We start from the raw sequence: 24949 nt of genomic DNA on the forward strand, positions 1-24949 counted from the left end.
GCGCCACGGCGATTCACGCCCCGCCTTGCTCGATCGCGCGCGTCAGCGCCGCGAATGTCGCCTGCGTAACGCCACCGCCGGGTGGCGCGACGCCTGCGGCGACCTTGTGCAGCGTCGCGCGTAGCGCTTCGGCGGCCTGCTCGAGCGTTCTCGCCGCCGGCGCGCCGACGATTACGTGCGCGCGCACCGCCGGCGTCGAGACACCCGCATGCGCGCGACGACGCCAGGCGAGCCCCAGCGCGTCCGCCAGCAGCGCCACGTGGCCGAGGCCCAGCGCGCACGCGGCGGAGCCCAGCCGGTAGGCGGCATCGCCGGCTTGCAACGCCTCACTGGGATCGGCCTTCTCCGGCTGGTCGGCCGCGCGGGCGTGCTCGGTCAACGCGGAGATCGACGCATCCGCCGTCTGCAGGAAATCCTCGTAGGCGTTCGCATTGACCGTCAGCACGCCCAGATCGCGGGTCAACGAGACGCGGGTGGCGCTGAGCGCCTGCGCCTCGAGCGCGCCCGCCTCCCACAGCATTTCCGACGACTGCGTGCCGGCGACGTGCCAATCGACGGTCAAGCCGTAATCGTGCAGCACGGCGACCTGATCGGCGTCTTCCGCAGCGGCGCCGAACAGCGCGTAGTCGCGCCACAGCAGCGCCAGCGTCGCGCGCGCCAGCGAGCGCGGCGCGCGCTCGATGCCTCGCGCGTGATCCGCCAGCGCCAGATTGCAGCGGGCGTAGAAGCGCCGCGCATCGGTTTCGCCGGTAGCGTGGCCGCCGACTCGCAACGCCTTCGCGCACGCCTTGGCCAGACGCCAGAAGTCGTAAGGGTCCGGGCCGGCGAGTTCGGTGAAAACAGCGTCCAGTTCGTCGAGCGCCGCGTTGGTCACGGCAAGCGCGGCCGCGCTGCCCGTGCCGGCCTGCGAGCGCAGCACCGGCAGCAGCGCGCGCTCGTAGCGCGCTCGCAGATGAACCAGCCGGTCGGAGGACCGTGCGTGCAGCGACACCGGCGGCACCGGGCGCGCGGTCAGCGCGAGATCTTCGAAAGCGACGGTCGAGCCGGGCGTGTGCTCGGACAGATGCGCACAGAGCGCCCGATAGTGATTGAACAGCGAGGGCGAGCAGGACAGCTCGCGCAGATTGTGACGCTCGAGCGCCGCGCGGAAATCGCGCAACGCCGCGCCGAACGCCGGTCGCGCGCTTTCCGCGCCGGACGGATCGGCCGCCGCGAGCGGCGAGAGCCGCACCAGCGCGTCCGCAAAACGCTGCCCGCTCAGCCAGCCGGCCTCGCGCAACGCATGCGACGCACGCAGCAGCGCCGAGGTGCTCTCGTGGTTCTGTTCGAAGGCCAGCAACGCCTCCGCCAGCGCCAGCTCCGCGGGGCGGACGGCGCCGCCGCGGGGATTCGGCAAAGCGTCGAATGAAACGGGTGCAGCGGATCGAAGAGTCATAGGCACGCGACACGAAGCTGACGGGCCATCGCTTCGGGCAGCGCGCAGACTGATCGGCTAACGCACGAACCGGCGACAGGACAATGACAGACTACCGTTTGACAGGCTACCGTTGCGACACGGCGTAGTCGACGATGTTCCGCGCCGACGCGGTAAGGCGGTGAGATGTATTGGGGGCGCCGGCGGCGCACCGGACACGATGGCGGACGCGGCCCGCCTGCACTACGGCCCGAGGCCTCAGCCGGCCGACTCCGGCTGCCCCGCCGATTTCAGATCTGGACCATCTCGAAGTCTTCCTTGCGCGCTCCGCACTCCGGGCAGGTCCAGTTAATGGGAACGTCCTCCCAGCGCGTGCCCGGCGCAATGCCTTCGTCCGGCAAGCCGGCTTCTTCGTCGTAAATCCAGCCGCAAATCAGGCACATCCAGCTTTGATATTCCATTCTTGTGTCGCGTCGTAGAGTCCGTGGAAACGGGAGCCATGATGGTACCGTGTTGCCGCCCCACTGCCTAGCAATCCGAAAAGCCGCGGCCATACCGCACAGGTGCCTGTGGCCGGGCGGTTCGAGCCGGTTGGACCAGCCGGCGCGGCGGCGTGCCGGGCATCGACCGCCGCCGGTTCGCGGCAACCCGCCGAAGTGTTGCGAAAAAACGCCCCCGCAACGGTTTAGGCCGCATAATTGAGCCGATTGCGCACTCCCTGCGCCAAAATCCAGCTCCTTTTTGTCAATCTTCATGCCCAGCGACACGCCCCCGATCGTCCTCACCTTCGGCCTTTCCGATCCCACCGGCGGCTCCGGCCTGCAAGCCGACCTGATGACTCTTGCCAGCATGGGCTGTCATGGCGTCTCCGTGCTCACGGGCTACACCGTGCGCGACTCGGCAAGTTGCGACGAAGTCACCGGCCTCGATCCCGAGATCGTCGCGACCCAGGCGCGCATGCTGCTCGAAGACATGCCGATCTCCGCGTTCAAGGTCGGCGCCTGCACGCGCGCGGAAGTGGTCAGCGCGATCGCCGAAGTGGTCGCCGATTACGACGACATTCCGCTGATTCTCGCCCCCGACTTCACGCTCGACGACGAGCACGTGCTCGCCGCCGACGAACTGCGCGAAGCGATCGCCGATCTGCTCGCTCCGCAAACCACCCTGCTGGTCGCCGATTCGGCGACACTCCTCGCGCTCGCCCAGCCGGATGGCGACGCCGAAGCGCCGAGCCTCGACGCGGCGATCTCGCATCTGCTATCGCAAGGCTGCGAATACATTCTGTCGATGGAAACCGGCACGCACCGGCTCGTCAATACGCTGTTCAGCGAAGACGGGCAGCTGCGTCAGGACATGTGGGACCGCGGCAGCCATCGGCTGATGGGCCTGACGGACACGCTAGGGGCCGCGATCGCCGCATTGCTCGCCAATGGCCAGGAACCCGCCGAAGCGGTGCGCGAGGCGCAGGAGTATCTGTACCAGGCGGTGCGCAACGCGTTCCGGCCTGGCATGGGCGCGTATATACCGGACCGGTTCTTCTGGGCGCGCAGCAGCGACGACGAAACGCCGCCCACCGCGGGCAAGGACACCGCGCCGGGTGAAGCGCGGCACTGAGCCTCGGCAGCACTGGCCGTACGCATGAAAAAACCCGCATGAATGCGGGTTTTTTCTCATTTGCGAACACGCTTTGCATTGATCTAGCATAAATTCCGCTCCCGCTCCATTAACATTCGCTTCATCACGTAATTAAACTTTACAGCGCGCGCGTTGCCGCCACGCTAGACTTTACAAGTCGTGAACTTGTCATATGCTCTCATATGCCTTTTCCAACCTTTTTCATCCATCCTCCAAAAAGCGGTGGCTCTACCGTCATTTCGTTTTTTGACTTGAATGAAGTTAAAGACCAGTTCGCCGTTTTCGCATGGGATCGAGAGGGGGGTTGGGGAAGCTATCGCGACAAACTGTTGACCACCGGGATCGGCGGCGGCCATCACCCGTGTGGCATGCACCGAATCATTAAGCAGCCGGCCCGGTACTGCACCATTCTGCGTGATCCTCTCGCGCGCCAGATATCGCATTACTGGTACGCGGCGAGCGGCAAGAACGGCGACGTTATGCGAGATGTCCACGTATCGGCGTCCCAGGCTCTCGTGCAGCAAGGCACGCTCTCCCTCGACGAATGGGTTGGTGAATCCCTGGATGGAAAAAATCTGTTCGTCCAGATGCTGAGCGGTCATTCCGATCTGAATGAAACCAGGCTTGAGGTCGCGCAAAGCCATCTTCGCCAACACATCGTCACAGTCGGTGTCCGTGAGAACATGAGCGAATTTCTACTCCGGCTCGCTGGCATGAGCGGACTGAAATTGCCATTTTATTTTGAAGCAAACAAGACGGCAGGTTCACCGAAAGGCGGATGCCATTTAAGCGAAGCAGCCAGACAAAAATTTCTCGAAGACAATAGCCTCGATTACGAACTCTTTCGCGACGCCAAACGGATGATCGAAAGACAGGTGGATGAATCGGGCCGTATCTTTTCGAATGCGCTGGAGCTAGTCCAGATCATTCAGGCGGAAATAGATCAGCTTGAAAATCCACACATCCACAGTTCGTGGGTATCCGGCTTCGACGAAACGTTCCTCTCAAAAGTTACGAGCGTAGTCCGTCGATTCGGCCTCGCACCTATCGACGAATATCTGCAGTTAACGCAAAAAGCCGGCAAGCCGCTCCCGCCGACATGTTCGACGGCTTCGTCGACGCGGTCCACGACGGCGTGGTGGCGGGCTGGGCCGTCAATCTCAGCCGGCCCGAGCAAAGCGTGCCGCTCGAAGTCCGTGTGGGTCCAAAGATCGTCGCGAGCGGCTGGAGCGGCGAGCTCCGCCCCGACGTGGCTAACACGGGATACCCAAGCTCGCACACTGGCTTTTCAATTCCTCTGCCTGCCGGCATTTCGGACGGTTTTTGAGTCACAATCGCCAACTCGCCCGAGAGCCTGCACAACGCAGGAGTCTGGCGGCAAGGCTGGTATTGCGCCTGAGCACCAAGGGAACTCACAATGAACCAGACTCACACTTTCCTGCAGCGTTGTCACGGCGCGATCAGCAGTCAGCAGAGGAAGCGGATCTTCCGCCAACAGCCAGTCACGATCTGGCTGACCGGCCTGTCCGGCGCGGGCAAATCGACCATCGCATTCGAGCTCGAAGCGCAGTTGGTCTCGTTAGGCCATGCCTGCTACGTGCTCGACGGGGACAATATCCGTCACGGCCTGGCTTGCGATCTCGGTTTCGAGCAGAAAGATCGCCGCGAAAATATCCGTAGAGTCGCGCATGTCGCGCAATTGATGAACGACGCGGGCCTGATTGTCATCACTGCGCTGATTTCCCCGATGCGCGAAGACCGGGCGATGGCACGCGACATCATCGGGCGCGACAAATTTATCGAGACCTATCTGTTCGCGCCTGTCGAAACATGCGCCCGGCGTGATCCGAAAGGCCTCTACGCGAAAGCTCGCTCCGGAGAGATTGCATCGTTTACCGGCGTGTCGGCGCCTTATGAAGCGCCGCTTGATCCCGAACTCCGCATCGACACGGCCACGCTGTCGTCGGCGGAAAGCGTGGCGCGGGTATTCGCCCACCTGCGCGAGACGTCGCTGACGACCAGCGGTCAAGAAGCCGGAGCGTAGTCTCGGAGCGCTTTTGCAGCTGTTCGCCCCAAAAGAAAGAACCCGCATCTCTGCGGGTTCTTTCTTTTGGGAAGCACGCCTCGCGGCGCACTTCCCCATGTGTTCCCAACTGAGCCTCGTACGAGGCCCAAGCGGAATTACATGTCCATGCCCATGCCGCCCATGCCGCCGGGCATGCCGCCACCCATCGGTGCGTCTTCCTTCGGCACTTCGCAAACAGCTGCGTCGGTCGTCAGCAGGAGACCAGCAACCGATGCTGCGTTTTGCAGCGCCGTGCGCGTCACCTTCGTCGGATCCACGACACCTGCGTCAACCAGGTCGACGTACTCGCCGGTCGCTGCGTTGTAGCCGTAGTTGCCTTGGCCAGCAGCAACAGCCGCCACCACGACGCTGGCTTCTTCGCCGCCGTTCGTGACGATCTGGCGCAGCGGCTCTTCCATTGCGCGCAGCACGATCTTGATACCTGCGTCCTGATCGGCGTTAATGCCCTTCAGGCCGGCGATTGCCGTACGTGCGCGGATCAGCGCGACGCCGCCGCCAGCAACGATGCCTTCTTCCACAGCTGCGCGCGTTGCGTGCAGTGCGTCTTCGACACGTGCCTTCTTTTCCTTCATTTCGACTTCGGTCGCAGCGCCGACCTTGATCACTGCAACACCGCCTGCCAGCTTGGCAACGCGCTCTTGCAGCTTTTCACGGTCGTAGTCCGACGTTGCTTCTTCGATTTGCGTGCGAACTTGCTTCACACGTGCTTCGATGTTTGCACCTTCGCCAGCGCCGTCGATGATCGTCGTGTTTTCCTTGCCCACTTCGATGCGCTTCGCTTGACCCAGTTCAGCCAGCGTTGCCTTTTCGAGCGTCAGGCCGGTTTCTTCAGCGATGACTTGACCACCGGTCAGGATCGCGATGTCTTCCAGCATGGCCTTACGACGATCGCCGAAGCCCGGAGCCTTCACAGCAACGGTCTTCAGGATGCCGCGGATGTTGTTCACAACCAGCGTAGCCAGCGCTTCGCCTTCGACGTCTTCTGCGATGATCAGCAGCGGACGGCCAGCCTTCGCGACTTGTTCCAGCACCGGCAGCAGGTCACGGATGTTCGACACCTTCTTGTCGTGCAGCAGCACGAACGGGTTGTCCAGAACGGCGACTTGCTTGTCCGGGTTGTTGATGAAGTACGGCGACAGGTAGCCGCGGTCGAATTGCATACCTTCGACAACGTCCAGCTCGTCTTGCAGCGACTTGCCGTCTTCGACGGTGATGACGCCTTCCTTGCCGACCTTGTCCATCGCTTCAGCGATACGGTCGCCGATCGACGAATCGCTGTTCGCCGAGATCGCGCCGACTTGAGCGATTTCCTTGTTGGTCGTGCAAGGCTTGCTGATCTTGCGCAGTTCTTCGATCGCAGCCGTCACAGCCTTGTCGATGCCGCGCTTCAGGTCCATCGGGTTCATGCCCGATGCGACGTACTTCATGCCTTCGCGGACGATGGATTGTGCGAGAACCGTTGCGGTCGTCGTACCGTCGCCTGCGTTGTCGCTGGTCTTGGAAGCCACTTCCTTGACCATTTGCGCGCCCATGTTCTGGAGCTTGTCTTTCAGTTCGATCTCTTTCGCGACCGACACACCGTCCTTGGTGACCGTCGGGCCGCCGAAGCTGCGTTCCAGGACAACGTTGCGGCCCTTCGGACCCAGCGTGACCTTCACAGCGTTCGCGAGAATGTTCACGCCTTCGACCATCTTGGCACGGGCGGAATCACCGAATACGACGTCTTTAGCTGCCATCTTCTAACTCCTTGAATTCTTTGGATATGACCGGGAAAAGTAGCGGCTTTGCGCTTACTTCTGCACCACGGCCATGATGTCTTCTTCGCGCATTACGAGCAGTTCGTTGCCATCGACCTTGACGGTCTGGCCTGCGTACTTGCCGAACAGGACGCGGTCGCCGACCTTCACGTCGAGCGCGATTTGTGCGCCCTTGTCGTCACGCTTGCCCGGGCCGACTGCGAGGATTTCGCCTTGATCCGGCTTTTCCGCTGCGGCTTCGGGGATCACGATGCCCGACGCGGTCTTGGTTTCTTGATCCAGACGTTTGACGATCACGCGATCATGCAAAGGACGAAGGTTCATACATACTCCTCTCTTAATTGAGACTGAAGAACGCTGAGAAAACCCGGCTGGCAGAGCCAACCGGCGATGTTGTTAGCACTCTCGTGCAGCGAGTGCTAATTATATGGACGGGCGGTGACAAATTCAAGAAGGGATGGCGCGCAATGCGGAAGATCGTGTCGCCATGGGGCTAAGCGGCGCTTTCACGCGCCCGGAAGGAACCGCGCACGCCAACGGGACTCGCTGTCGACGCGAAGAAAGCCAAGCAAAAACAAGCACTTGCAGCCTGATCAGCGGCTCGTGCCGCCGCGCTGTTCGGGCCGCGCGACGCGGTGACTTAAATCAGCGGCGCGTGATCAATGGCGGCGGCTGGCGGATTTCCAGGGAAACCCCTGGCCTGTCTTCGCACACACGCGCGTCCGGCTCCGCGCACGAAAACACCAGCGGACACTTCCCCCGCCTCACTTTCCCGCTGGCGGCCGCACCGCGTTTTTGGCCTGCCACTTGAGCCGCCCGCAATTCGCTTTGATCCGCGACGCGAATTCCGCAGGGTCGCGCTCGCGCAGCGCGCTCATCTGGCCGATGCCGCTCTCCGCGCGGCTCCATCCCACCTGCCAGTGCCGATCGAAGTCGGCGGGATCATGCAGCAACTTTCTCAGCCGCTGTTTGTACCCCTCGACGCGCTCGGCCGACGCCCCGCACAGCGCCTGCGCGAAGTGAGCCCGCTCGCCCGCCGTTTCGGCCTTGGTATCCGCGGGGACCTCGGCGGCCATCGTCGGCTCCTGACTATCCGCTGCCGCACCCAGGGATTTCCCCACACCTTCTCGCCGTTGTCCGCCGTCTGGCGCAAAAGTGTCTTTAATAGACAGCAGGATGGCGTTTTCGCGCGCTATCTGCCCGACTGTCTGGACGATACACGGTGTTACGCTGGAACAAGCAGCCTTCGCAGCAGTGAGCCGCCGTTCAGCGGCAGATTCGAACGCCAACAGAACACGCCGCGAAGCGCACATGGCCAATGAAAAAGGCGAAACATCGCTGCGGGAGCGACTGCGATGGAATTTAAAACATATACCGTACTGACGCTATTGGTGTGCAGCAGCACTGCCTTCGCATGGCAGCCGCTCACCTATCCGATCCGAAGTCAAAGCCCCTATCGGCGCAGCGTCGACACCGCGCTGTGCTACGCGGAAGCGACCCGGGTGACCAAGGTCAACATAGTGCGCGAACCGCAGATTCCACAGCCTGCTGCACCTGCCAGCAAAGCCTCGTCGACCGGCGCACCGGCGCGTCCGCCATTACCACCCAGCACTTTCTCAACCGCGCCGATGAGCGCGAGCATGCCGGCCGCTGCGACCGAGCCCGGCGCGAAGGCGCCAGCGCCGACCGCCGCAACGGCCTCGGGCGCCTCGGCGGCGAAACCAGCGAGCACGCCAGCCACCGCCGCGATGGCGGCTTCGGGGACGATCGCTGACCTCGGCGCATCGGAGGCGGCGATGGCCAGTTCGCCACAGGCGAACGCGGCGTCCGCTGTGAAGCTGCCACCGCTGCCGGCACCCGAGCCGCCCATGACACGGTACTGGGCCGCGTACGGCGCATGCATGCAGGCACGGGGTTACGTCGTCGCCCAGTAGCGATCCCTGCGTGCAAATCTCGTTGCCGCGCCCCGTTCTTCGAATCGTGGCGTCGACATTCGACGCCCGTTAGCGACTTGACCATGCTTAGCGATATGACCTCCAATCAGCCAGGTTCCCGGCGATGCGTCCAGTGCGGTGCGCCGCTAGCCGGCCGCTTTTCGCCTTGTGCTTCGTGCCGGGCGCTGCCGGCCGACACGTTCGACGCACGCGCCGCATCATCGCGGGAATTGCAGATTCCGTTGAATCATCCTCGCTCGATGCTCGCCACGACACTGCCACCGCGCAGAATCTGGAGTCCGACGTCGCGCGCGCTGGTCAAGCGCTACGACTCGATCGAAGAGCCCGCGGGCCCGACGAGCGCCTATCAGCGGTTGCGCAAGCCTATGGTGGTGGGAGTGTCGGTGCTAGTGGCGACATCCGCTGTCTATCTGGGCTTCGTCCATAGCGACGATTTGCGCGTGGGTACACCGATCGCGGTCGCCGGCAAGGTGCAGTCGCAGAACGGCAAGCCGTCCATTCCCGTTGCCGGGCGACCTGCAGCGGTCGTCGCTCAGCGGCAAGCCACCGTGGTCGCTCAGTTGCACCCCGCCGGCGACGCGCAGCAGAAGCCCGGCGTCGTAACGCAGCAGCAGCCCGCCGTCGTTGCCCAGCCGCAGTCAGCCGTCCCCGCTCAGCGACCGCAAGCGGTCCTCGCGCAGCAACAACCCGCCATCCTCGCGCAACAGCAGCCCGCCATCGTCGCCCAGCAGCAGCCCGCCGTCCCCGCTCAGCGACATCCAGCGGTGCTCGCGCAGCAACAGCCCGCCGCCATCGCGCAGCAACAACCAGCGGTCCTCGCGCAGCGGCAGGCTGCCGTCGTCGCCCAGCAGCAGCCTGCCGTCCCCGCTCAGCGACAGCCAGCGGTGCCCGCACAGCAACAGCCCGCCGCCGTCGCGCAGCAACAGCCAGCGGTCCTCGCGCAGCGGCAGCCCGCAGTCGTCGCCCAGCAGCAGCCTGCCCTCCTCGCTCAGCGACAGCCAGCGGTGCTCACGCAGCAACAGCCCGCCGCCGTCGCGCAGCAACAACCAGCGGTCCTTGCGCAGCGGCAGCCCGCCGTCGTCGCCCAGCAGCAACCCGCCGTCCCCGCTCAGCGACAGCCAGCGGTGCCCGCACAGCAACAGCCCGCCGCCGTCGCCCAGCAACAGCCAGCGGTCCTCGCGCAGCGGCAGGCCGCCGTCGTCGCCCAGCAGCAGCCCGCTGTCCCCGCTCAGCGACAGCCAGTGGTGCTCGCGCAGCAACAGCCCGCCGCCGTCGCCCAGCAACAACCAGCGGTCCTCGCGCAGCGGCAGGCCGCCGTCGTCGGCCAGCAGCAGCCCGCCGTCCCCGCTCAGCGACAGCCAGTGGTGCTCGCGCAGCAACAGTCCGCCGTCGTCGCCCAGCAACAGCCCGCCGTCCTCGCGCCGCAGCGACCAGCCGTCGCCGCGCAGCGACAGCCCGCCATCGACGCGCCAAGACTCGCGTCGTTGCGTTCCTCTTCAGTTACACCCCCGGCCACATTGCCACCCGCTCAGCGCCGCGTCGCGCTGGCCACGGCGGAACCCGGGCGCGCCATCGACAATCAGCCAATCAGCCAGGCGGATAAACTGCGCGCCGAGGTGTCGAGGTATCTGAGAGCCGCGCGTGTCAATCTGCAAGCGAACAATCTGTCGGCTACAAAATCGCGCCTCGCGGCGGCCATCGCCGCACAGCCCGACAACCGCGACGCACTGCGCATGCGCTCCACGGTGCGTACGCGCGAACAGCAGCGGGATGCGCTACTCAGCCTCGCGCACGGCTGCGGTTACGTCGGGCATTGGACATGCATGACGCGCAACGCCAGCATTGCCCTGCAGATCGATTCGAGCAGCAAGGAGGCACGGCGTCTCGCGACACTGTCGATGCACGAATCCGCTCCCCCAAGCGCGGCGCCTGCAATCGACGCTGAGCCCGAGCCGTTGCCCGCCATCCGCGGCATGATCGCGCATCATTGACGTTTCGCCGACCGGCTTCGGCGAGTCACGCTCTTCGCCGCGCAACGCTCGCGGGGTACGTTAACGCGCCGCGGAGGCGAAACTCACCTGCCGCGCAATCGCAGGGCAGCGGACGCAGTATCCCTAAGCGTCAGACCGGCGCGCGAGCGTTGTGCGGCTGCTTCAGCGCGACGGCATCGCGACCACGTTCGACTCAGCCAGCACGGTCGCGACACCGGAGCGCGGGGCGGCAACCTGGACGTGCCCGGCGATGCCCCTCTTTCTCCAGCGCAATGACCGCGCGCTGATAGTCGGGGGCTTCAACCACGCCACACAGCACGAGACGCGCACCGCTCACCTGCTCGAGCACTTCGCGAAACGCACGGACCGTCCACGGTGGATTATTTATCGCCGCATACCTACCGATCTGCGCGACCTGCGCAGCAGCGTCGCTGGACCCGGCGCCGTCGGTGAACAAAAGCAGCGCGAGGTCGACGCCGTCGGGACCACGGTCATCGATGGATGCATGCCGATGGCCTGCACATAGTCCGTCACACTTTGGCAGTGACCGGCCTCGCCCGGTCGCCAGAACCCGGCCAACCAGCGACGAATGCGGTCCGGGCAACTGACAACCGGCGAGATTTCCTCACAATGGATCGGTGCGCGACCGTCCGCGATAGACCGACGGCAAAACAACGTCGACGGGGAGGATCAGCAATGCGCCATAAGTATGCAACGCCCTGGATATGGATTTTTCTCCTCCCGCTCGCGCTGGACTATCAGGGGACCGACGCGAACCCGGCCCACTTCGCGCCACTCTTGCTGGTCTTGCTGTCGATGGCCGCGGGCCTCGCGCTGTTGCTGATCGCCCCCCGCTTCCGCGTACCTTCGCGACTGCGTTCGGTCGTCACAATCAGCACGCTGCTCTGCGTGTTCGGCAGCATCGTCTCCCAACTGGCTCAGGGCAATGACACCGGCAACTATCTGCACACCTTGCTGCCCTTCGTGCTGTTCATGCTCGGCTACTTCGTCGCTAGCCGCCCGTGGAGCGAATACCGGCTCGCGCAATTCGAAAAGGCGTTGTTTCTCGCCAGTGTGATCAGCCTCGTGAGCACCTTTTTCTATGGGATGGCCGCGAGCGGCGGTCTCGATGAGGTGCGCTTGAGGATCGTGTCCGTGACGCTGCTCGGATTGCAAGGCGTGCTGCTGCACGAATTCGTCGTGGCGCGGCGCTTCTCGTTCTACACCGTCGCTGCATTCGCGGCCACCGTCCTCGTCGAATTGGTGAGCGAGACCCGGAGTCTGCTGGTCGGCACGGGCCTGCTGTTCCTGCTCGCGACGGCGCTGAGGGCGCCGACCATCCGCCGCATCAGGCACATGCTTGCCCCTGGCCTGGTCGTGGGCGCGGTGCTGGCCGGCACTGGCGGCATCGCGGCCTGGAGCTTTCCGGACGTCGCGCAGCAGTGGACGCAGCACATCTTCGCATCCGGGGAAGCTGTCTCAGGCAAGGATCCGACCGCGATCGCGCGTCAGTCTGAAATGCGCAATCAGTACGACCAGGTGACCTCGTCGGCAAGCACGTTGCTGTTCGGCGAGGGCTATGGGCACGAGTATCGTTATTCACCCGTCCATCTGCCCGGCCTCGCGGGTCAGTTCACTGAAGAGGATCTGAACCCGATCCATGAGTGGGCCGCAGGTCACAACTTCTGGGTCTATCAACTGTTCGCCGGCGGCCTCGTGTTCGGCATCGGTATGCCGCTGGCGATGCTGGCCGCGCTGGCGATCTGCTTTTTCTCCTACCGCTACTGGCGCGCCGTCGTGCCCGAAGCGCCGCTGCTGCCGGTACTCGGTCGCGCGATCATGCTGTTCGCCGCATTGCCGGCGACCTCGATCGGCGGCAATCCGCTCGGCCCGCGTTTCTCCGGCCTGGTGTTCGGCGTCGCGCTCGGCCTGATGATCGCGACCCACGCACGCTTGCAACGCGCGCTGCCGGCGCGCGCGAAGCGCCCCGCATGGCCGCCGCAGCAGTGTTCGGCCGCGATGCCCGATTTGCCGGGCCGCGTTCATCCCGGCATGGGGCGCTCCGATCTCGCGGTCACGCTCGGCATGTCGCATCCGGTGGGCGCCCCGTCCGAGTCGAAGCCGTCCGGCGCGCTGGTGCCGCGCAACTCGCCGGCGCCACACGCCAATCGACCGACGATCGCCCGATGAAAGACCTGCCGCAGGTCGGGCCGAACGCGCGGACTGGAAACGGAAACGCGGCCCGGCAGCTGTCGCCGGGTGCGTCACAGGTCGCCACTTCGACGTAGTGCCCGGCTTTGGGGTTGGCCATGCCGCTTAGGTGCACGCCGGCCGGTATCGCGCATTGCGATGGTGTGCAGGCAAGCGTTTGGGGGGCTCCGCGCGCAAAGCGCGGCGCAAGATAGATTCAACTCCACTTCATCTTCCTGGGGGCCACGATGACCACTCCGATTCGGCATGCTGCGGCATGGATGCTGATCGCCGTTGCAACCTGCGCCGTCCCGGCTTTCGCGCAGAATAACGCTGCAACCGCCGCGATGACGGCCCGCGCTTACGGCGCCGAGGCGCCGGCTCCCTTCCGCCAGACCGAAAACAATCGAAACCGCGAACAAGAGTTGCTCGGCGCACCACGCGAATACGGTGACGGCGACGGCGGTACGCGACGCAATATCGACGATGCGCAAAGCGCTGCGCTACTCGACCAGAACCGCATGACCATAACGGGCGGACAGCCCGCAGCCGGCAAAGGTCAACGCACAGCGCCGGGGGCCGCCCACAACCCGCTGCGCGTCGCCGCCCAGGCCGGCCGTCCGAATGTGGGCGCAGCCCTGCTGCCCGCAGGCGCGGCGAAGAAGAACGCCTACGCCGATCCGTACGGCGCAGGCAAGCGCTCCGTCTACCGCTCGCCGTGGTGAGATCGCAGCGATGAGATGACCGCGTGCCGGATCAATGCCGCGCGGCCTCCTTCACGTCGGCCGGTTTAAGGTCGCCGGCCTCAGCCGTTGAAGGTTGCGCATCGAGATACGCCGCCCTTGCCTTCACCCGTTTCACGCCCCCTGACAAAACAGGCTGGCGAGACGCCGCGCGAAAGCAGCGGCACCACGGCGATCCATTCGCTTTCAATGAAGGGGTTGACGGCCGCCTGATCCGTGAGGTGAAGCTCGGACCGCGTCCGCGTAATGACGCTCCAGTAGCCGTCGGCGGCAAGCCGACGGACGAGCGCCGAGCCAGGCACGCCACGGTGCCCCGCGACGAAGCTGCGTGCCTGCTCGTTGATTGCAGTTACTCGTGGTGCTCCAGCGCGGTGAAGCCAGCCAGCGTGACGAGCGCGTCGCGGCGTGCGATCTGGTAGTCCGAGCGCACCATTTCCTTGACCATCTGCTCGAACGACGTGGTTGGCTGCCAACCCAGATTGGCGTGCGCCTTCGACGGATCGCCCAGCAGCGTTTCGACCTCGGCCGGCCGGAAGTAGATCGGATCGACCCGCACGATCACGTCGCCGGGCGACATCCTGATCTCGCGCCCTTCGACCTTTTCGACAATGCCGACTTCATCCACGCCAGTGCCTTCGAAGCGCACGGTGATGCCCAGTTCAGCGGCGGCATGCTGAATGAACTGCCGCACGCTGTACTGCACGCCGGTGGCGATCACGTAATCCTCGGGCTTGTCCTGTTGCAGCATCAGCCATTGCATCTCCACGTAATCGCGAGCGTGGCCCCAGTCGCGCAGTGCCGACAGGTTGCCGAGATACACCGTCTTCTGCAGGCCAACCGCGATGCGCGCGATCGCGCGGGTGATCTTGCGCGTCACGAAGGTCTCGCCGCGCACCGGCGATTCGTGATTGAACAGAATCCCGTTGCACGCGAAGAAGCCGTAGGCCTCGCGATAATTGACCGTGGTCCAGTAAGCGAACAGCTTGGCGACCGCGTACGGGCTGCGCGGATAAAACGGCGTGGTCTCGTTCTGCGGCATCTGCTGCACGAGCCCGTACAGTTCCGACGTGGACGCCTGATAAAAACGCGTTCTCTCCTGCAAGCCGAGAATCCGCATCGCTTCAAGGATGCGCAAGGTGCCGAGACCGTCCGCGTTGGCCGTGTATTCCGGCTCCTCGAACGACACCGCAACGTGGCTCTGGGCCGCGAGGTTGTAGATTTCGTCGGGCTCGATGCGCTGGATCACGCGCAGCAGGCTGGTCGAGTCGGTCAGATCGGCGTGGTGCAGAAAGAGTCGTTGCTCCGGGTCGTCGTGCGGATCGCGGTAGAGATGATCGATCCGGTCTGTGTTGAACAGGGACACCCTGCGTTTGATGCCGTGGACGATATAGTCCTTGGCGAGCAGCAACTCAGCCAGGTACGAGCCGTCTTGTCCAGTAATGCCGGTGATCAGCGCAACCTTGCGTTTCATGGAACCTTCTCCCAATTAAGTTTTTCCGAGGCCTATGCCAACCCCAACCCGAATACGAATACCCGTTTCAATGCCAATCTCTAGGTGTGAACCGACACCGCGGCGCGGTCCGGCATCCTCCCGGACACCCTGCCTTCATCCGGCAATGCTGTCGTAGCCGTAATAGCCACCCTGATACCCCGAGCCGAGGAACGCACCTTCCTGCGGCACATCGGTCAGCAGCACGCCCCGCATCGCCACCCCGCCATTGCGCAACCGTTTGGCCGTCTCGACGATCTCGTTGACCGGATGGCGGCCGTGGCGCACCACCAGCAGCGTTGTGCCCGCGTATTTGCCGATCAGCGTCGAGTCGGTCACCGCCAGAACCGGCGGAGTGTCAACGATAACGAGGTCGTATTGCGGCTTCAGTTCGGCAAGCATCATTTCGAAGCGTTTACTCATCAGCAGTTCGGCCGGGTGCGCGGGCAAGGTACCCTTGGCGAGCACGTCGAGACCTGGCAGCACGTCGCGCTGGATCATCGAGTTGAGATCGCCGCCGCGCAGCACGTCGGACAGACCCGGCTGATGAGAGATGCCAAAGTGCGAATGCACGTCGCCGCGGCGCATGTCGCCGTCGATAATCAGCACCCGCTTGTTCGCCGACGCCACCAGCGCCGACAGGTTCACCGACAGGAACGACTTGCCGGAGTCGGGCCGCGAACCGGTGATCATCACGACGTTGTTCTCCGCGTGATCGAGCGATAGCTGCAACGAGGTTCGCAGATTGCGCACGCCTTCAACGGCGAGGTCTTCCGGCGCCTGCTGCGCGAGCACATGCTGCCCGCGACGGCGCAGCGAAACCTTGTGCTGCAGGCGCAGCTGGGTCTGGCTGCGCGGCACGACTGCGAACACCGGCAGGCCGAGCATCCCTTCGAGTTCGTCCGGACGCTCAACGCCACCGAACATCGCGCGCTTGACGAAGATCAGCAGGATGCCGAGCGCGAGACCGCCACCGAGTGCGATCAGAATGACCTGCATGCGCTTCGGGCGCACGGGTTCGTCGGGGGCTTCGGCGAAATCCACCACACGCACCGTGCCGACCTGGCCCGCCTTCGCCATGCGCAGCTGCTGCGCACTGTTGAGCAGGTTCGTGTACTGCTCCGTGCTGACGTGCACGTCGCGCAACAGGCGCAGCGCGGTCTGCTCGTTATCGGGCATAACTGCGACGCTGCGGTTCATGCTGATCTGCGCGCCCTGCAACGCGGCGATTTGCGCATCGAGCGCGGCCACCGCCGGATGATTCGCCGTGAAGCGCTGCGACATCTCCGCGCGTTGCTGCTGCAGGTCGAGCAACTTGGTCTTGTTGTCGACGATCTGTTGCAGCAGCAGGCGGCTTTCCTCGCCCAGATCGACCGCGCCGTGCGCGTTACGGAACTTGTTGTAGCGCTGCTCCGCTTCGTCGAGATCCTTGCGCGCGCCCGGCAGTTGCTGATCGAGGAAGGCCAGCACCTGCTCGCCTGCGGTCGACCGGTTCTCCCTGTCCTGACGCACGAACTCGCGCGCCACGCTGTTGACGATCGCCGCAGTCAACGCACTGTCGCCGCCTTCGAGACTCGCGCGAACCACGCCGGACTGCTGCGAGGTTTCCTGCACCAGCAGCGCTTTTTGCAGGCGGTTGACGGTGGTCAGCGTCGACGCGCGCGACAGTTCGAAACGCGAGCCGGGCGCGCCCACCAGCTTGTCGACATGCAGCGCGATCGGGCCGTCGGCGGTATCGGTTTCGACCGTCTCGCCGACCCGGCCCGACAAGATCGCAATGCCGTTGCGGTCACGCAGCACGTACGTCCCCTCGGCGCCCGCAATCAGCGTGAAGGTCGTGTCGTACATCTCCTTCGACGTGTCGAAACGCGATACCGCAATGCTCTGGTTTCCCCATGCGAAGCCGGACAGGTTGATGAACGACGGCAGCCTGAAACCCCACTGGCCGTTCACCAACCCCGCGATCATCCGGCCGATGACCGGAAAATAACGCGGCGTCGCAGTGATATCGAGGTGCAGCTTTCTAACCGTGTCCTCCGTGACCACGCGCGATTTCAGCAATTCGATCTCGGCCGCGGTCGACGGCCGGGTGTCGAACATGCCCGTGAGCTGCGGCAAGGAAGCGTTGCCGTTCGCATTGGCATTGGCCGCCTTGTCCTCGACGTGGAACAGCACGTCCACCCGATACGTCGGCGGCGCGAGGAACGCATACGCGCAGCCCAACGCGAGCGCGATCAGCGTCACCGTCAGGACGGTGCGCCAACCGCGCACGATCGTGCGAAGGTAGTCCGACAAATGAAGCTCGTCCGGTCCGGACACGTCGGTGTAGCCGGTGTAGCGGTTTTCATAATTGAATGCCATGTTGTTCACCCGCCAAAGCCCGCCGGTTATGGGTTCACGCTGCGCATGCCATCATTTCGTCAGCACCACGCCCGTCACAGCCGCATTGATCGCCGGCAGCAGCAGGTTCAACACACGGTTGAAGCGAACCAGTCCGCCTTGGCCGACGTACACGATGTCTTTCGGCTGAAGCTCGAACTGATTGGCGAGCACCATCGACACCGGCGACGTCGCATCGAGGTGATAGATCTGCGGCGCTTCGCTCGTCGAATTGCGAATCACGAACAATTGCTTCGCCGCCGCCGTGTTGGAGTCGAAGCTGCCGCCGTCGGAGATCGCTTGCGACAGCGTCAGCGAACCGTTGCGCATCGGCAGGACGGTCGCCGGCTTGTTGACCTCGCCCATCACATACACGCCGCTGTCTTCACGCGCCGCCACTCGCACGATGTCGCCCTGTTGCAGATAGATCTGCGACGGATTCTTGCCGCGCTTGATCAGATCGTCCAGGTTGAGCGAATAGACGACGCCATTGCGGATCAGTTCGACGCGGCTGCGGTCCCCAGTCGGGTTAAAGCCGCCGGCCTGGTTGATCGCCATCGTCAGTGACATCGGGATGTCGTTCAGCGGTTGCGCGCCAGGCGTGTGCACTTCACCGTCCACATAAACCTGCGAATTGCGGAACGAAGCCACCCGCACCGTCACTTCGGGCTTCTGGTACACCTTGCTCAGACGCTTGTACAACTCCTTCTGAATCGTCCCGACGTCCTGGCCCGCTACATGCAAGGTGCCCGCGTACGGGAACTGCACGTTGCCGCTTTCGTCGATCAGGAAGCCGGGAGTCGCATCCGAACTGCGCGTGCTCTGCGTCGGCTGTCCAAGCGCGGCGGCGAGTTCCGGGTGATCCCATACGACGATCTGCAGCACGTCACCGGGACCGGCCCTGTACACGGGCGGCTTGCCGAACAGCGCGAGCGTCGCCGGCGGCACCTGCGCCGACGTCTGATCCGCATTCAATTTACGTACCAGCGCGAGGTTGATATCGGTAATCGGTACCGTCTGCTGCTGCGAGGGTTCCGTGCTGAAGTCGCCACCCGTGTCCTGAATCGCGGCCGGTGTGATCATTCGTTGGCCTGGTACGATGCTGCATCCGGACAACAGCGTTGCAGTAGCGAAAACCAGGAGACTTCCCGTGCGTAGTCCAAGTGAGCTCATGATGTTTCCTCCGTACGCCAGAGCGACTGTTCTCGGGAGAGGCAGCGCCCAGCAGCGTGTTTGTTAACTACGTCTTAGTAAGCGTTTCGATGCACCAGTCCGGCCACTATCGTCGCGCCGATGATCCGCATGTCGAGTGCGAACGACCAATGACCCAGGTAATACAGATCATGTTCGACGCGGCGCTCCATTTTCTCGATGCGGTCGGTCTCGCCACGAAAGCCGTTTATCTGCGCCCAACCCGTAATGCCCGGCTTGATTCGATAGCGATTGATATAGCCCGCGACCACTTTCTGATAGAGGTCGTCGTGCTCGAGTGCGTGGGGACGCGGTCCGACGACCGACATGTCGCCACGCAACACGTTGAAAAATTGCGGCAGCTCGTCGAGGCTCGTGCGGCGCAGGAACGCGCCCACTTTAGTCACACGCTTGTCATGGCGCGTGGCCTGACTAAGGGTGCCTTTGGCCTCGGTATGCAGCCGCATTGAGCGGAACTTGTAGATCGTGAAGACGCGGCCGTCCGCGCCCTTGCGCTTCTGTTTGAACAGCACCGGCCCGCGCGACGAGAGCTTCACCGCGATTGCGATGCCCAGCAAGAGCGGCGCGAGGCAGAACAGCGCGGTGGCCGCGAACAGGCGGTCGAAGACTTCCTTCTTCAGCATCGAACTGGCGGACAGCGGCGAGGCGACCAGATTGATCGCCGGCACGCCGAGCAGATCGACCACGCCGCTTCCTTCGAACAGCGCGTGGCTGCGCACGTCCGGCACGAAGCGGATGTTCACCAGATCGTCGCGGAACTCGCTGATCAGCGAGCAGATCAGCGGCTCTTCGCTCAGCGAAAGCATCAGCCAGAGTTCATGCACGTCGTTCGTGCGGATGTAGCCGGCGAGCGCGTCGACGGTGTCGAACACGGGCACGCGCGAGTTCGTCACGGCCGACACGTCCGACCGCGTGTTGTAGACGGCCGTCGCGCGAAAGCCGGCAGTCGGCGCGGATTCGATGCGGCGAATGATGGCGTCGCATTGCGAGCCGCTGCCGACGATCGCGACCTGGTGCAGATTCATGCCGGCGCCGCGAGCACGCGCCAGCACCGCGTGCGTGATCAGCCGGTAAGCGATCATGAGGCCGCCCGTGGTCGCGGTCCAGTACGAGAACCACAGCCGCGACACGAGGTCGATGCGATGCAGCGAATACATCAGCACGAGCGCGCAGCACTGCACAATCAGCCACGCGAGCGACACCTGGCCGGCCAGCGCCCGCTTCGAGCGGCCGCGCCACGATTCATAGACACCGAACGCCGGAAAAATGGCGAGTGAGAACGCGGCGGAAAACATCACCAACGCCCAATAGAAACCGGTTTGAGCGAGATAATCGAAGCGGATCTGCGACGCCACCGCCGCTCCCGCCAACACCAACGCGACATCGAAAATTCGCGCGAGCAAATCCTGAAACTTGCGCATTTTGCTTACCTCGTTCTTGCCGTTCTTGCCGTTCCTGTCCGGGAAAGAGTGGCGGCGTGCTGCTTACGAGCAGCGGCCGTAGTTGTCGTTGAACCTCACAATGTCGTCTTCGCCCAGATAGGCGCCTGACTGGATTTCAATGATTTCGAGCGGCACCTTGCCGGGATTTTCAAGCCGGTGGCGCGTGCCGAGCGGGATGTAGGTCGATTCGTTTTCGCTGAGCAGGAACTGCTCTTCGCCGCGCGTGACGAGCGCCGTGCCGCGCACCACCACCCAGTGTTCCGCGCGGTGGTGATGCAGTTGCAGCGACAACTTCGCGCCCGGCGTCACCACGATGCGCTTGACCTGGAACCGCTCGCCACGGTCGATGGAATCGTAGAAACCCCAAGGGCGGTGCACCTTGCGATGCGCGTCGGCCTCAGGCGCGTGCTCCGCCTTGATGCGCGCGACCAGCCCCTTCACGTCCTGCACGTGGGAGCGGTCGACCACCAGCACGGCGTCCGAGGTTTCCACCACCACGACGTTGGTCGTGCCGACGCATGCAACCAGCCGCCCTTCCGAATGCGCGTAACTCGCCACCGCGCCTTCGAACGCGACCCGTCCGCGCCCGGCGTTGCCGTTGGCGTCCTTGTCCATCGCGGCCCAGACGGCATCCCATGAACCGAGGTCGGACCAGCCGGCATCCAGTCTGACGACGACACCCGCAGGCATTGACGCCGGTTCGCCGTCATGCGCGCCGTGCGTGCCGTCGATCGGGCCGGGCTCGGCGCCTTTGGTCAGACGCTCCATCACCGCGTAGTCGATCGAATTCGCCTGCACGCTGAGAAACGCCTCCGGCTGCGGACGGAACATCGCGCCGTCGGCGCTGCCGCCGGCGAATGCGCGTTCGCACGCCGCGTGCATGTCTGGATGCAGGCGCTTCAGCGTCTCGAGCCACACGCTCGCGCGAACGATGAAGATGCCGCTATTCCACCAGTACGTACCGGCCGCGACATACTGCGCGGCGATTTCTTGCACTGGCTTCTCGACGAAGCTGTCGATTGCGTGACCGCCGTCGCCGAGTTCGGCGCCGATACGGATATAGCCGAAGCCCGTATCCGGTCGCGTGGGCGGCACGCCCAGCGTCGCGATCGCACCGCGCTCCGCGTAGCGCGCGGCGCACTCCAGTGCGCCCTGCAAGACCTGCACGTCGGCGATCGAATGATCGGCCGGCATCACGACCAGAATCGCGTCGCCGCCGTCCGCGCACGCGAGCGATGCCGCCAGCGTCAACGCCGGCGCCGTATCGCGGCGCGCCGGCTCCACCACGAGACGAGCCTCGACACCGTTTTCGTGAAGCTGGTCAGCAATCACGAAGCGATGTTCTTCACCGCACACGATAATCGGCGAGGCGTCCACGCGCCAGTCGCCCGGAAAGCCGTCCATGCGTCGCGCAGTGGCCTGCAGCAGCGAGTCAGAGCCGACCACGTCGATCAGTTGCTTCGGAAAGTTTTCGCGCGACACCGGCCACAGCCGCGTGCCGGAGCCGCCTGCGAGAATGACCGGGACGATGTGCGCGCAAGGCGCGCGGACCGCTCCGGCCGCCGCGTCGCCCGGTCCAGGCAACGCGGCGCTTTCAGCTCCCTCATTCGACATATTCGGATTCCTTATGATCACCAAAGGTCCAGCGATTTACTTGCCCCACAACGTGTTGCTCGCCCGGCCGTCAGGCCGGCTCCGTTCGCGCTACTCGCCGACCATGCGGCGGCTTTGAATTCTGAATTCGGTGGGAGAAATTCTCATCCGCTTGCGGAACACCTTCGCAAGGCGGTCACCGTTGCCCATGCCGGTGCGCCGGGCAATCTTGTCGACCGGCAATTCCGATTCGATCAACAGGCTGCACGTCACCGCGAGGCGTTCGTGCAGCAGAAAGCTCGACGGCGTGATGCCCATTTCCATCTTGAAGCGGCGTAGAAAGTTGCGCTCGCTCATCGCGGCGAACTGCGCGGCGTCGGCGATCGAAATCGCCTGCTGGCAATTCGCCTGCAGCCAGCGGGCAGCCGCGCGCACTTTATCGCCAGGGCTCAGACCACCGTCTTCGCCCAGGAGCGGCGCGAGGTTCGAGCACGAATCGGCGAGCAGGCGTTCGGCCACCGTGCGCGCGGTGGCGCCGCCAAGGTCGCGCTTGATCATCGCCAGCGCGCTTCGCATCGATTCGTGACGGTCGCCCGCATCGGCGGCCGATTCAGGCGCTCGCGCGCCGTTCGTCTGCTGGGTGGAATCGCCGCCTTCCTTGCGCTCGGGTGCGTAAGCCACGTCCAGCAGCGCACGCCCCTCCGCGATCGGCCGGATCATGCCGGTGTTGTGCCGGACACAGCGCAGCCATGCGATCAGCCGCTCGTCGTCAGCGGCCGCGAGGGCACCCTTGCCGCCCGCCAGGTACAACGCATCGAAGCCGCTGGAGTGCCGCGCGTCAAGCCCATCCGTCCATACCCGCAGTGCGGACGACGACGTCACCATGCCGCCATCGGCCGAGAGAAAGGAAACCTCGTACAACCAGGCGCCCGAGCCGGACGTAGCCAGTTCATTCGCTGCCTGGAAGACCTCGGCAACAACGCCTGCGCCTTGCAGCGAGCAGTCGTTGAACAACAATATCGCGATGCGACGCACACCCTTGTTCGGAGCATGCGCCCAGCCCAGCATTGCAGACTCGAGACTCGCGCAGGTCATAGTCATCCTTTCAGCAGAAACGGAGTAACAAGTCACTTTTTACCGCCACAATAAGGTCGGCTCTGTTCGGTGCATCATAGTGACGGGCACATTCAGCATTTAGCCGCCATGTCCGAAAAGCGCAGACAGGCCGGTGTCTCGGTGACATGGCCGGATGGCGCAATTCGGGATCCCGCAACTGCGCTGCTTCGCAATTAATCAGGCCGCGATTCGCTATGAATGAATCGGCATTTTGCGAATCTTAATGCAAACAAAACGGGGATTGCGTACGGCAGCGCACACTACGCGACTACTCGAAAATGGCGCACTTACAATTTGACTCGACTCCTGTCAGGTCCGTAATAAGTGATTTTTTGCCACGAGGCCGCCGCCTTGAGTGTAGACGTCCTCCCCCGCCAGCACTTACAGAGCGTCGATGCGGGCGGGTTTCTTCTGAAGATTTATATGGCCGGCACGATTAAAAAAGGCATCCAGTATAGTCACTTTGAAAGCCGACAATGTTATTTAATTGGTGGTAGTTGGCTAAGCAGAATAGAAAACTGGAGATTAATGTTGCAGATCTGAAACACGGAAATAAGACAGCTTTAGATCGGCCGGCAATAGACACGCCAAGAATCGAATGTGTCAGGTCAGGTCCGGTTCGATTCCGCCATTTAATTGCGGAAAAGCACTATGCGATTTATGCAACAGTTTGCTGGCAGAAGCACGAAGGCCGTATTGACCTGGCGAATTAGAACGCTGCGCAGCATTTCGCCTGTAAAACCCTGGTCAGCACATACAAGTTTCACCGTCGGGCCAGTTACACGTGCTGAACATGACGCGCGAGCTCGGCCACCTGCGCGCGCTCCTGCTCGTTGGCCGGCGTAATGCGCACCGCGAGCAGCATGCCCAGCGAGTCGACAGCCATATGAATCATGCTGCCCCGCTTGCGCTCATAACCGTCGTAACCTGCCCGCGGCCCCATTCGGCGACGTGGTGCAAACGTTCGTCGCTGGAAGACGCATGCCGAGAACAAGACGGGGAAGTTATATCGACCATGGATGCCGCCACGTAAGCCAACCCGACTACGGCGCAGGTCGGCCTCAGAGCACTGACCGGACAAAGTATGTGTTGCTCCGCACGGTCGTCGCAAGTGCGCGCGGCGGAAAATGGCGCGCTAGCGGCGCAATCTGACAGCCTTAGCGCTTGTTGGCGCACATAAGATCTGGCCGGAGACGAGTTAGCATCCTTAACAATACGTTGGAGCCGCGCCTATGAACAGCCTTGCATGGCTAATGATGATCCTCGCCTCGATGGTCGGAGCGGTCCTCTTTGCGACGATCGGCGCAATACTGTTCGCGCTGCTGCTTGCAAACGTGTCGAATCAGCTCACCCGGAACGACGGGCATTATCGGGACTATTGGAACTATTAGTGCGCCGACGGACACCGCGCATCGCACTGCCGCCCGACCTGCGGGAGATTCAATGCTGACTCAAATCGATTTTCTAGAAGTGGTCCGTCTGACACCCCTGGTCTCGATCGATCTGATCGTTAGCGATGCCGAAAGGCGCGTCCTGGTCGGCCGCTGCCGCAACCGCCCCGCGCGCGGTACATGGGTCGTTCCTGGCGGCCGCGTTCTCAAGGACTAGACACTCGACGCGGCGTTCGCGCGCATTGCCGAGGCCGAATTGGGCATCGCGAATCTGGCGCGCTCAACCGCGCGCTTTGAAGGCGTGTTCGAACATCACTACGGTGGCCTGGCATGAAGAAGCCGTAAAGGTTATCTGGATGACGCCGCAGGACGTTAAGGCCAGATATTCGTGCGCGAGCTTTGTCGGTTGAAACCGGGTGGTATTCAACATTAAGGGAAACGACTACAGGCTGGTCGTAGCGATCGCCTACCTCCTCGGAGTCGTCTACATCAAGTTCGTCGGAGCGCATGGTGAGTACGACAGGATTGATGCTGAAACCGTAGAACTGGAGTAACC

22 protein-coding genes and 3 pseudogenes are annotated in these 24949 nt (G+C 63.6%); 11 read left to right on the plus strand and 14 right to left on the minus strand.

The genetic code is table 11. The features are described 5' to 3' along the window. Positions 1-13: 13 nt before the first annotated feature. Together FVF58_RS37285 and FVF58_RS37290 are read right to left on the minus strand one after the other, a co-directional pair. On the minus strand, positions 14-1435 hold the full coding sequence (locus FVF58_RS37285) for a FimL-related protein (protein WP_149674707.1): 1422 nt from the start codon (positions 1433-1435) through the stop codon (positions 14-16). Positions 1436-1704: 269 nt separating this feature from the next. Continuing rightward, positions 1705-1875, minus strand: coding sequence for a rubredoxin (locus FVF58_RS37290; RefSeq protein ID WP_006047743.1), 171 nt, complete (start codon positions 1873-1875; stop codon positions 1705-1707). 292 nt (positions 1876-2167) lie between these two features. Here FVF58_RS37290 and FVF58_RS37295 point away from each other — a divergent pair, with 292 nt between their 5' ends. The 3 genes from FVF58_RS37295 (at position 2168) to cysC (ending at position 5093) form a co-directional block, all read left to right on the plus strand. Then, positions 2168-3028, plus strand: a complete 861-nt coding sequence (locus FVF58_RS37295; protein ID WP_149674708.1) for a hydroxymethylpyrimidine/phosphomethylpyrimidine kinase — start codon at positions 2168-2170, stop codon at positions 3026-3028. Positions 3029-3231: 203 nt separating this feature from the next. Further along, positions 3232-4470: a chondroitin 4-O-sulfotransferase gene (locus FVF58_RS37300; protein ID WP_246217356.1), complete on the plus strand. Its 1239-nt coding sequence runs from the start codon at positions 3232-3234 to the stop codon at positions 4468-4470. Beyond that, positions 4467-5093, plus strand: a complete 627-nt coding sequence (gene cysC, locus FVF58_RS37305) for an adenylyl-sulfate kinase (RefSeq protein WP_149674709.1) — start codon at positions 4467-4469, stop codon at positions 5091-5093. Before FVF58_RS37300 ends, cysC begins: the two co-directional genes overlap by 4 nt. Positions 5094-5230: 137 nt before the next feature. Here cysC and groL read toward each other — a convergent pair whose 3' ends face one another. From groL to FVF58_RS37320, 3 genes are all read right to left on the minus strand, one after another. Beyond that, positions 5231-6871, minus strand: a complete 1641-nt coding sequence (groL, locus tag FVF58_RS37310) for a chaperonin GroEL (protein WP_149674710.1) — start codon at positions 6869-6871, stop codon at positions 5231-5233. Positions 6872-6925: 54 nt separating this feature from the next. After that, positions 6926-7216, minus strand: a complete 291-nt coding sequence (gene groES, locus FVF58_RS37315; protein ID WP_007178996.1) for a co-chaperone GroES — start codon at positions 7214-7216, stop codon at positions 6926-6928. Positions 7217-7656: 440 nt separating this feature from the next. Next, positions 7657-7968 (minus strand): hypothetical protein, encoded by a 312-nt coding sequence (locus FVF58_RS37320; RefSeq protein WP_149674711.1) that lies wholly within the window; start codon positions 7966-7968, stop codon positions 7657-7659. Positions 7969-8247: 279 nt separating this feature from the next. On the opposite strand from FVF58_RS37320, the gene FVF58_RS53335 reads away from it, so the two are divergent. Beyond that, positions 8248-8826, plus strand: a complete 579-nt coding sequence (locus FVF58_RS53335; RefSeq protein WP_149674712.1) for a hypothetical protein — start codon at positions 8248-8250, stop codon at positions 8824-8826. A gap of 659 nt (positions 8827-9485) precedes the next feature. Here the strand turns inward: FVF58_RS53335 and FVF58_RS53340 are convergent. Beyond that, positions 9486-10250, minus strand: a complete 765-nt coding sequence (locus FVF58_RS53340) for a hypothetical protein (RefSeq protein WP_246217357.1) — start codon at positions 10248-10250, stop codon at positions 9486-9488. Positions 10251-10331: 81 nt separating this feature from the next. Here FVF58_RS53340 and FVF58_RS53345 point away from each other — a divergent pair, with 81 nt between their 5' ends. From FVF58_RS53345 to FVF58_RS37350, 4 genes are all read left to right on the plus strand, one after another. Next, positions 10332-10838, plus strand: coding sequence for a hypothetical protein (locus FVF58_RS53345; protein WP_246217358.1), 507 nt, complete (start codon positions 10332-10334; stop codon positions 10836-10838). A 151-nt stretch (positions 10839-10989) separates the two neighbouring features. Further along, on the plus strand, positions 10990-11364 hold the full coding sequence (locus tag FVF58_RS54525) for a hypothetical protein (protein ID WP_149674713.1): 375 nt from the start codon (positions 10990-10992) through the stop codon (positions 11362-11364). 170 nt (positions 11365-11534) lie between these two features. Next, positions 11535-13028, plus strand: a complete 1494-nt coding sequence (locus tag FVF58_RS37340; protein ID WP_149674714.1) for a hypothetical protein — start codon at positions 11535-11537, stop codon at positions 13026-13028. A 281-nt stretch (positions 13029-13309) separates the two neighbouring features. After that, entirely contained in the window at positions 13310-13753 is a 444-nt protein-coding gene (locus FVF58_RS37350) for a hypothetical protein (RefSeq protein WP_246217359.1), read from the plus strand. An 80-nt stretch (positions 13754-13833) separates the two neighbouring features. Here FVF58_RS37350 and FVF58_RS37355 read toward each other — a convergent pair whose 3' ends face one another. From FVF58_RS37355 to FVF58_RS37390, 8 genes and pseudogenes are all read right to left on the minus strand, one after another. Next, the gene (locus FVF58_RS37355; protein ID WP_149674741.1) at positions 13834-14115 is read right to left on the minus strand and encodes an NAD-dependent epimerase/dehydratase family protein; all 282 of its coding nucleotides are present in this window, start codon (positions 14113-14115) and stop codon (positions 13834-13836) included. 5 nt (positions 14116-14120) lie between these two features. Further along, positions 14121-15242, minus strand: coding sequence for a GDP-mannose 4,6-dehydratase (gmd, locus tag FVF58_RS37360; protein ID WP_149674716.1), 1122 nt, complete (start codon positions 15240-15242; stop codon positions 14121-14123). Between the two features lie 135 nt (positions 15243-15377). Continuing rightward, a complete protein-coding gene (locus tag FVF58_RS37365) occupies positions 15378-17621 on the minus strand; it encodes a polysaccharide biosynthesis tyrosine autokinase (protein WP_149674717.1) in 2244 nt (747 codons plus the stop codon). 51 nt (positions 17622-17672) lie between these two features. After that, positions 17673-18812: a polysaccharide biosynthesis/export family protein gene (locus FVF58_RS37370; protein ID WP_149674718.1), complete on the minus strand. Its 1140-nt coding sequence runs from the start codon at positions 18810-18812 to the stop codon at positions 17673-17675. A 74-nt stretch (positions 18813-18886) separates the two neighbouring features. Continuing rightward, positions 18887-20272 (minus strand): undecaprenyl-phosphate glucose phosphotransferase, encoded by a 1386-nt coding sequence (locus tag FVF58_RS37375; protein ID WP_149674719.1) that lies wholly within the window; start codon positions 20270-20272, stop codon positions 18887-18889. 63 nt (positions 20273-20335) lie between these two features. Next, entirely contained in the window at positions 20336-21907 is a 1572-nt protein-coding gene (locus tag FVF58_RS37380; protein ID WP_149674720.1) for a sugar phosphate nucleotidyltransferase, read from the minus strand. 90 nt (positions 21908-21997) lie between these two features. Then, entirely contained in the window at positions 21998-22981 is a 984-nt protein-coding gene (locus FVF58_RS37385; RefSeq protein WP_149674742.1) for a helix-turn-helix domain-containing protein, read from the minus strand. Between the two features lie 752 nt (positions 22982-23733). Further along, positions 23734-23945: pseudogene (locus FVF58_RS37390) on the minus strand (transposase); the annotation flags it as partial. 289 nt (positions 23946-24234) lie between these two features. Here FVF58_RS37390 and FVF58_RS51800 point away from each other — a divergent pair. The 3 genes and pseudogenes from FVF58_RS51800 to FVF58_RS37400 form a co-directional block, all read left to right on the plus strand. Beyond that, positions 24235-24393 carry a hypothetical protein gene (locus FVF58_RS51800; protein ID WP_188131053.1) on the plus strand — a complete coding sequence of 53 codons (159 nt, stop codon included), beginning with the start codon at positions 24235-24237 and terminating at the stop codon, positions 24391-24393. Between the two features lie 52 nt (positions 24394-24445). Further along, positions 24446-24712: pseudogene (locus FVF58_RS37395) on the plus strand (NUDIX domain-containing protein); the annotation flags it as partial. 4 nt (positions 24713-24716) lie between these two features. Next, positions 24717-24947: pseudogene (locus tag FVF58_RS37400) on the plus strand (type II toxin-antitoxin system HigB family toxin); the annotation flags it as partial. Positions 24948-24949: the final 2 nt, after the last annotated feature.

This window comes from Paraburkholderia panacisoli, assembly GCF_008369935.1.
Taxonomy (GTDB): Bacteria; Pseudomonadota; Gammaproteobacteria; order Burkholderiales; family Burkholderiaceae; genus Paraburkholderia; species Paraburkholderia panacisoli.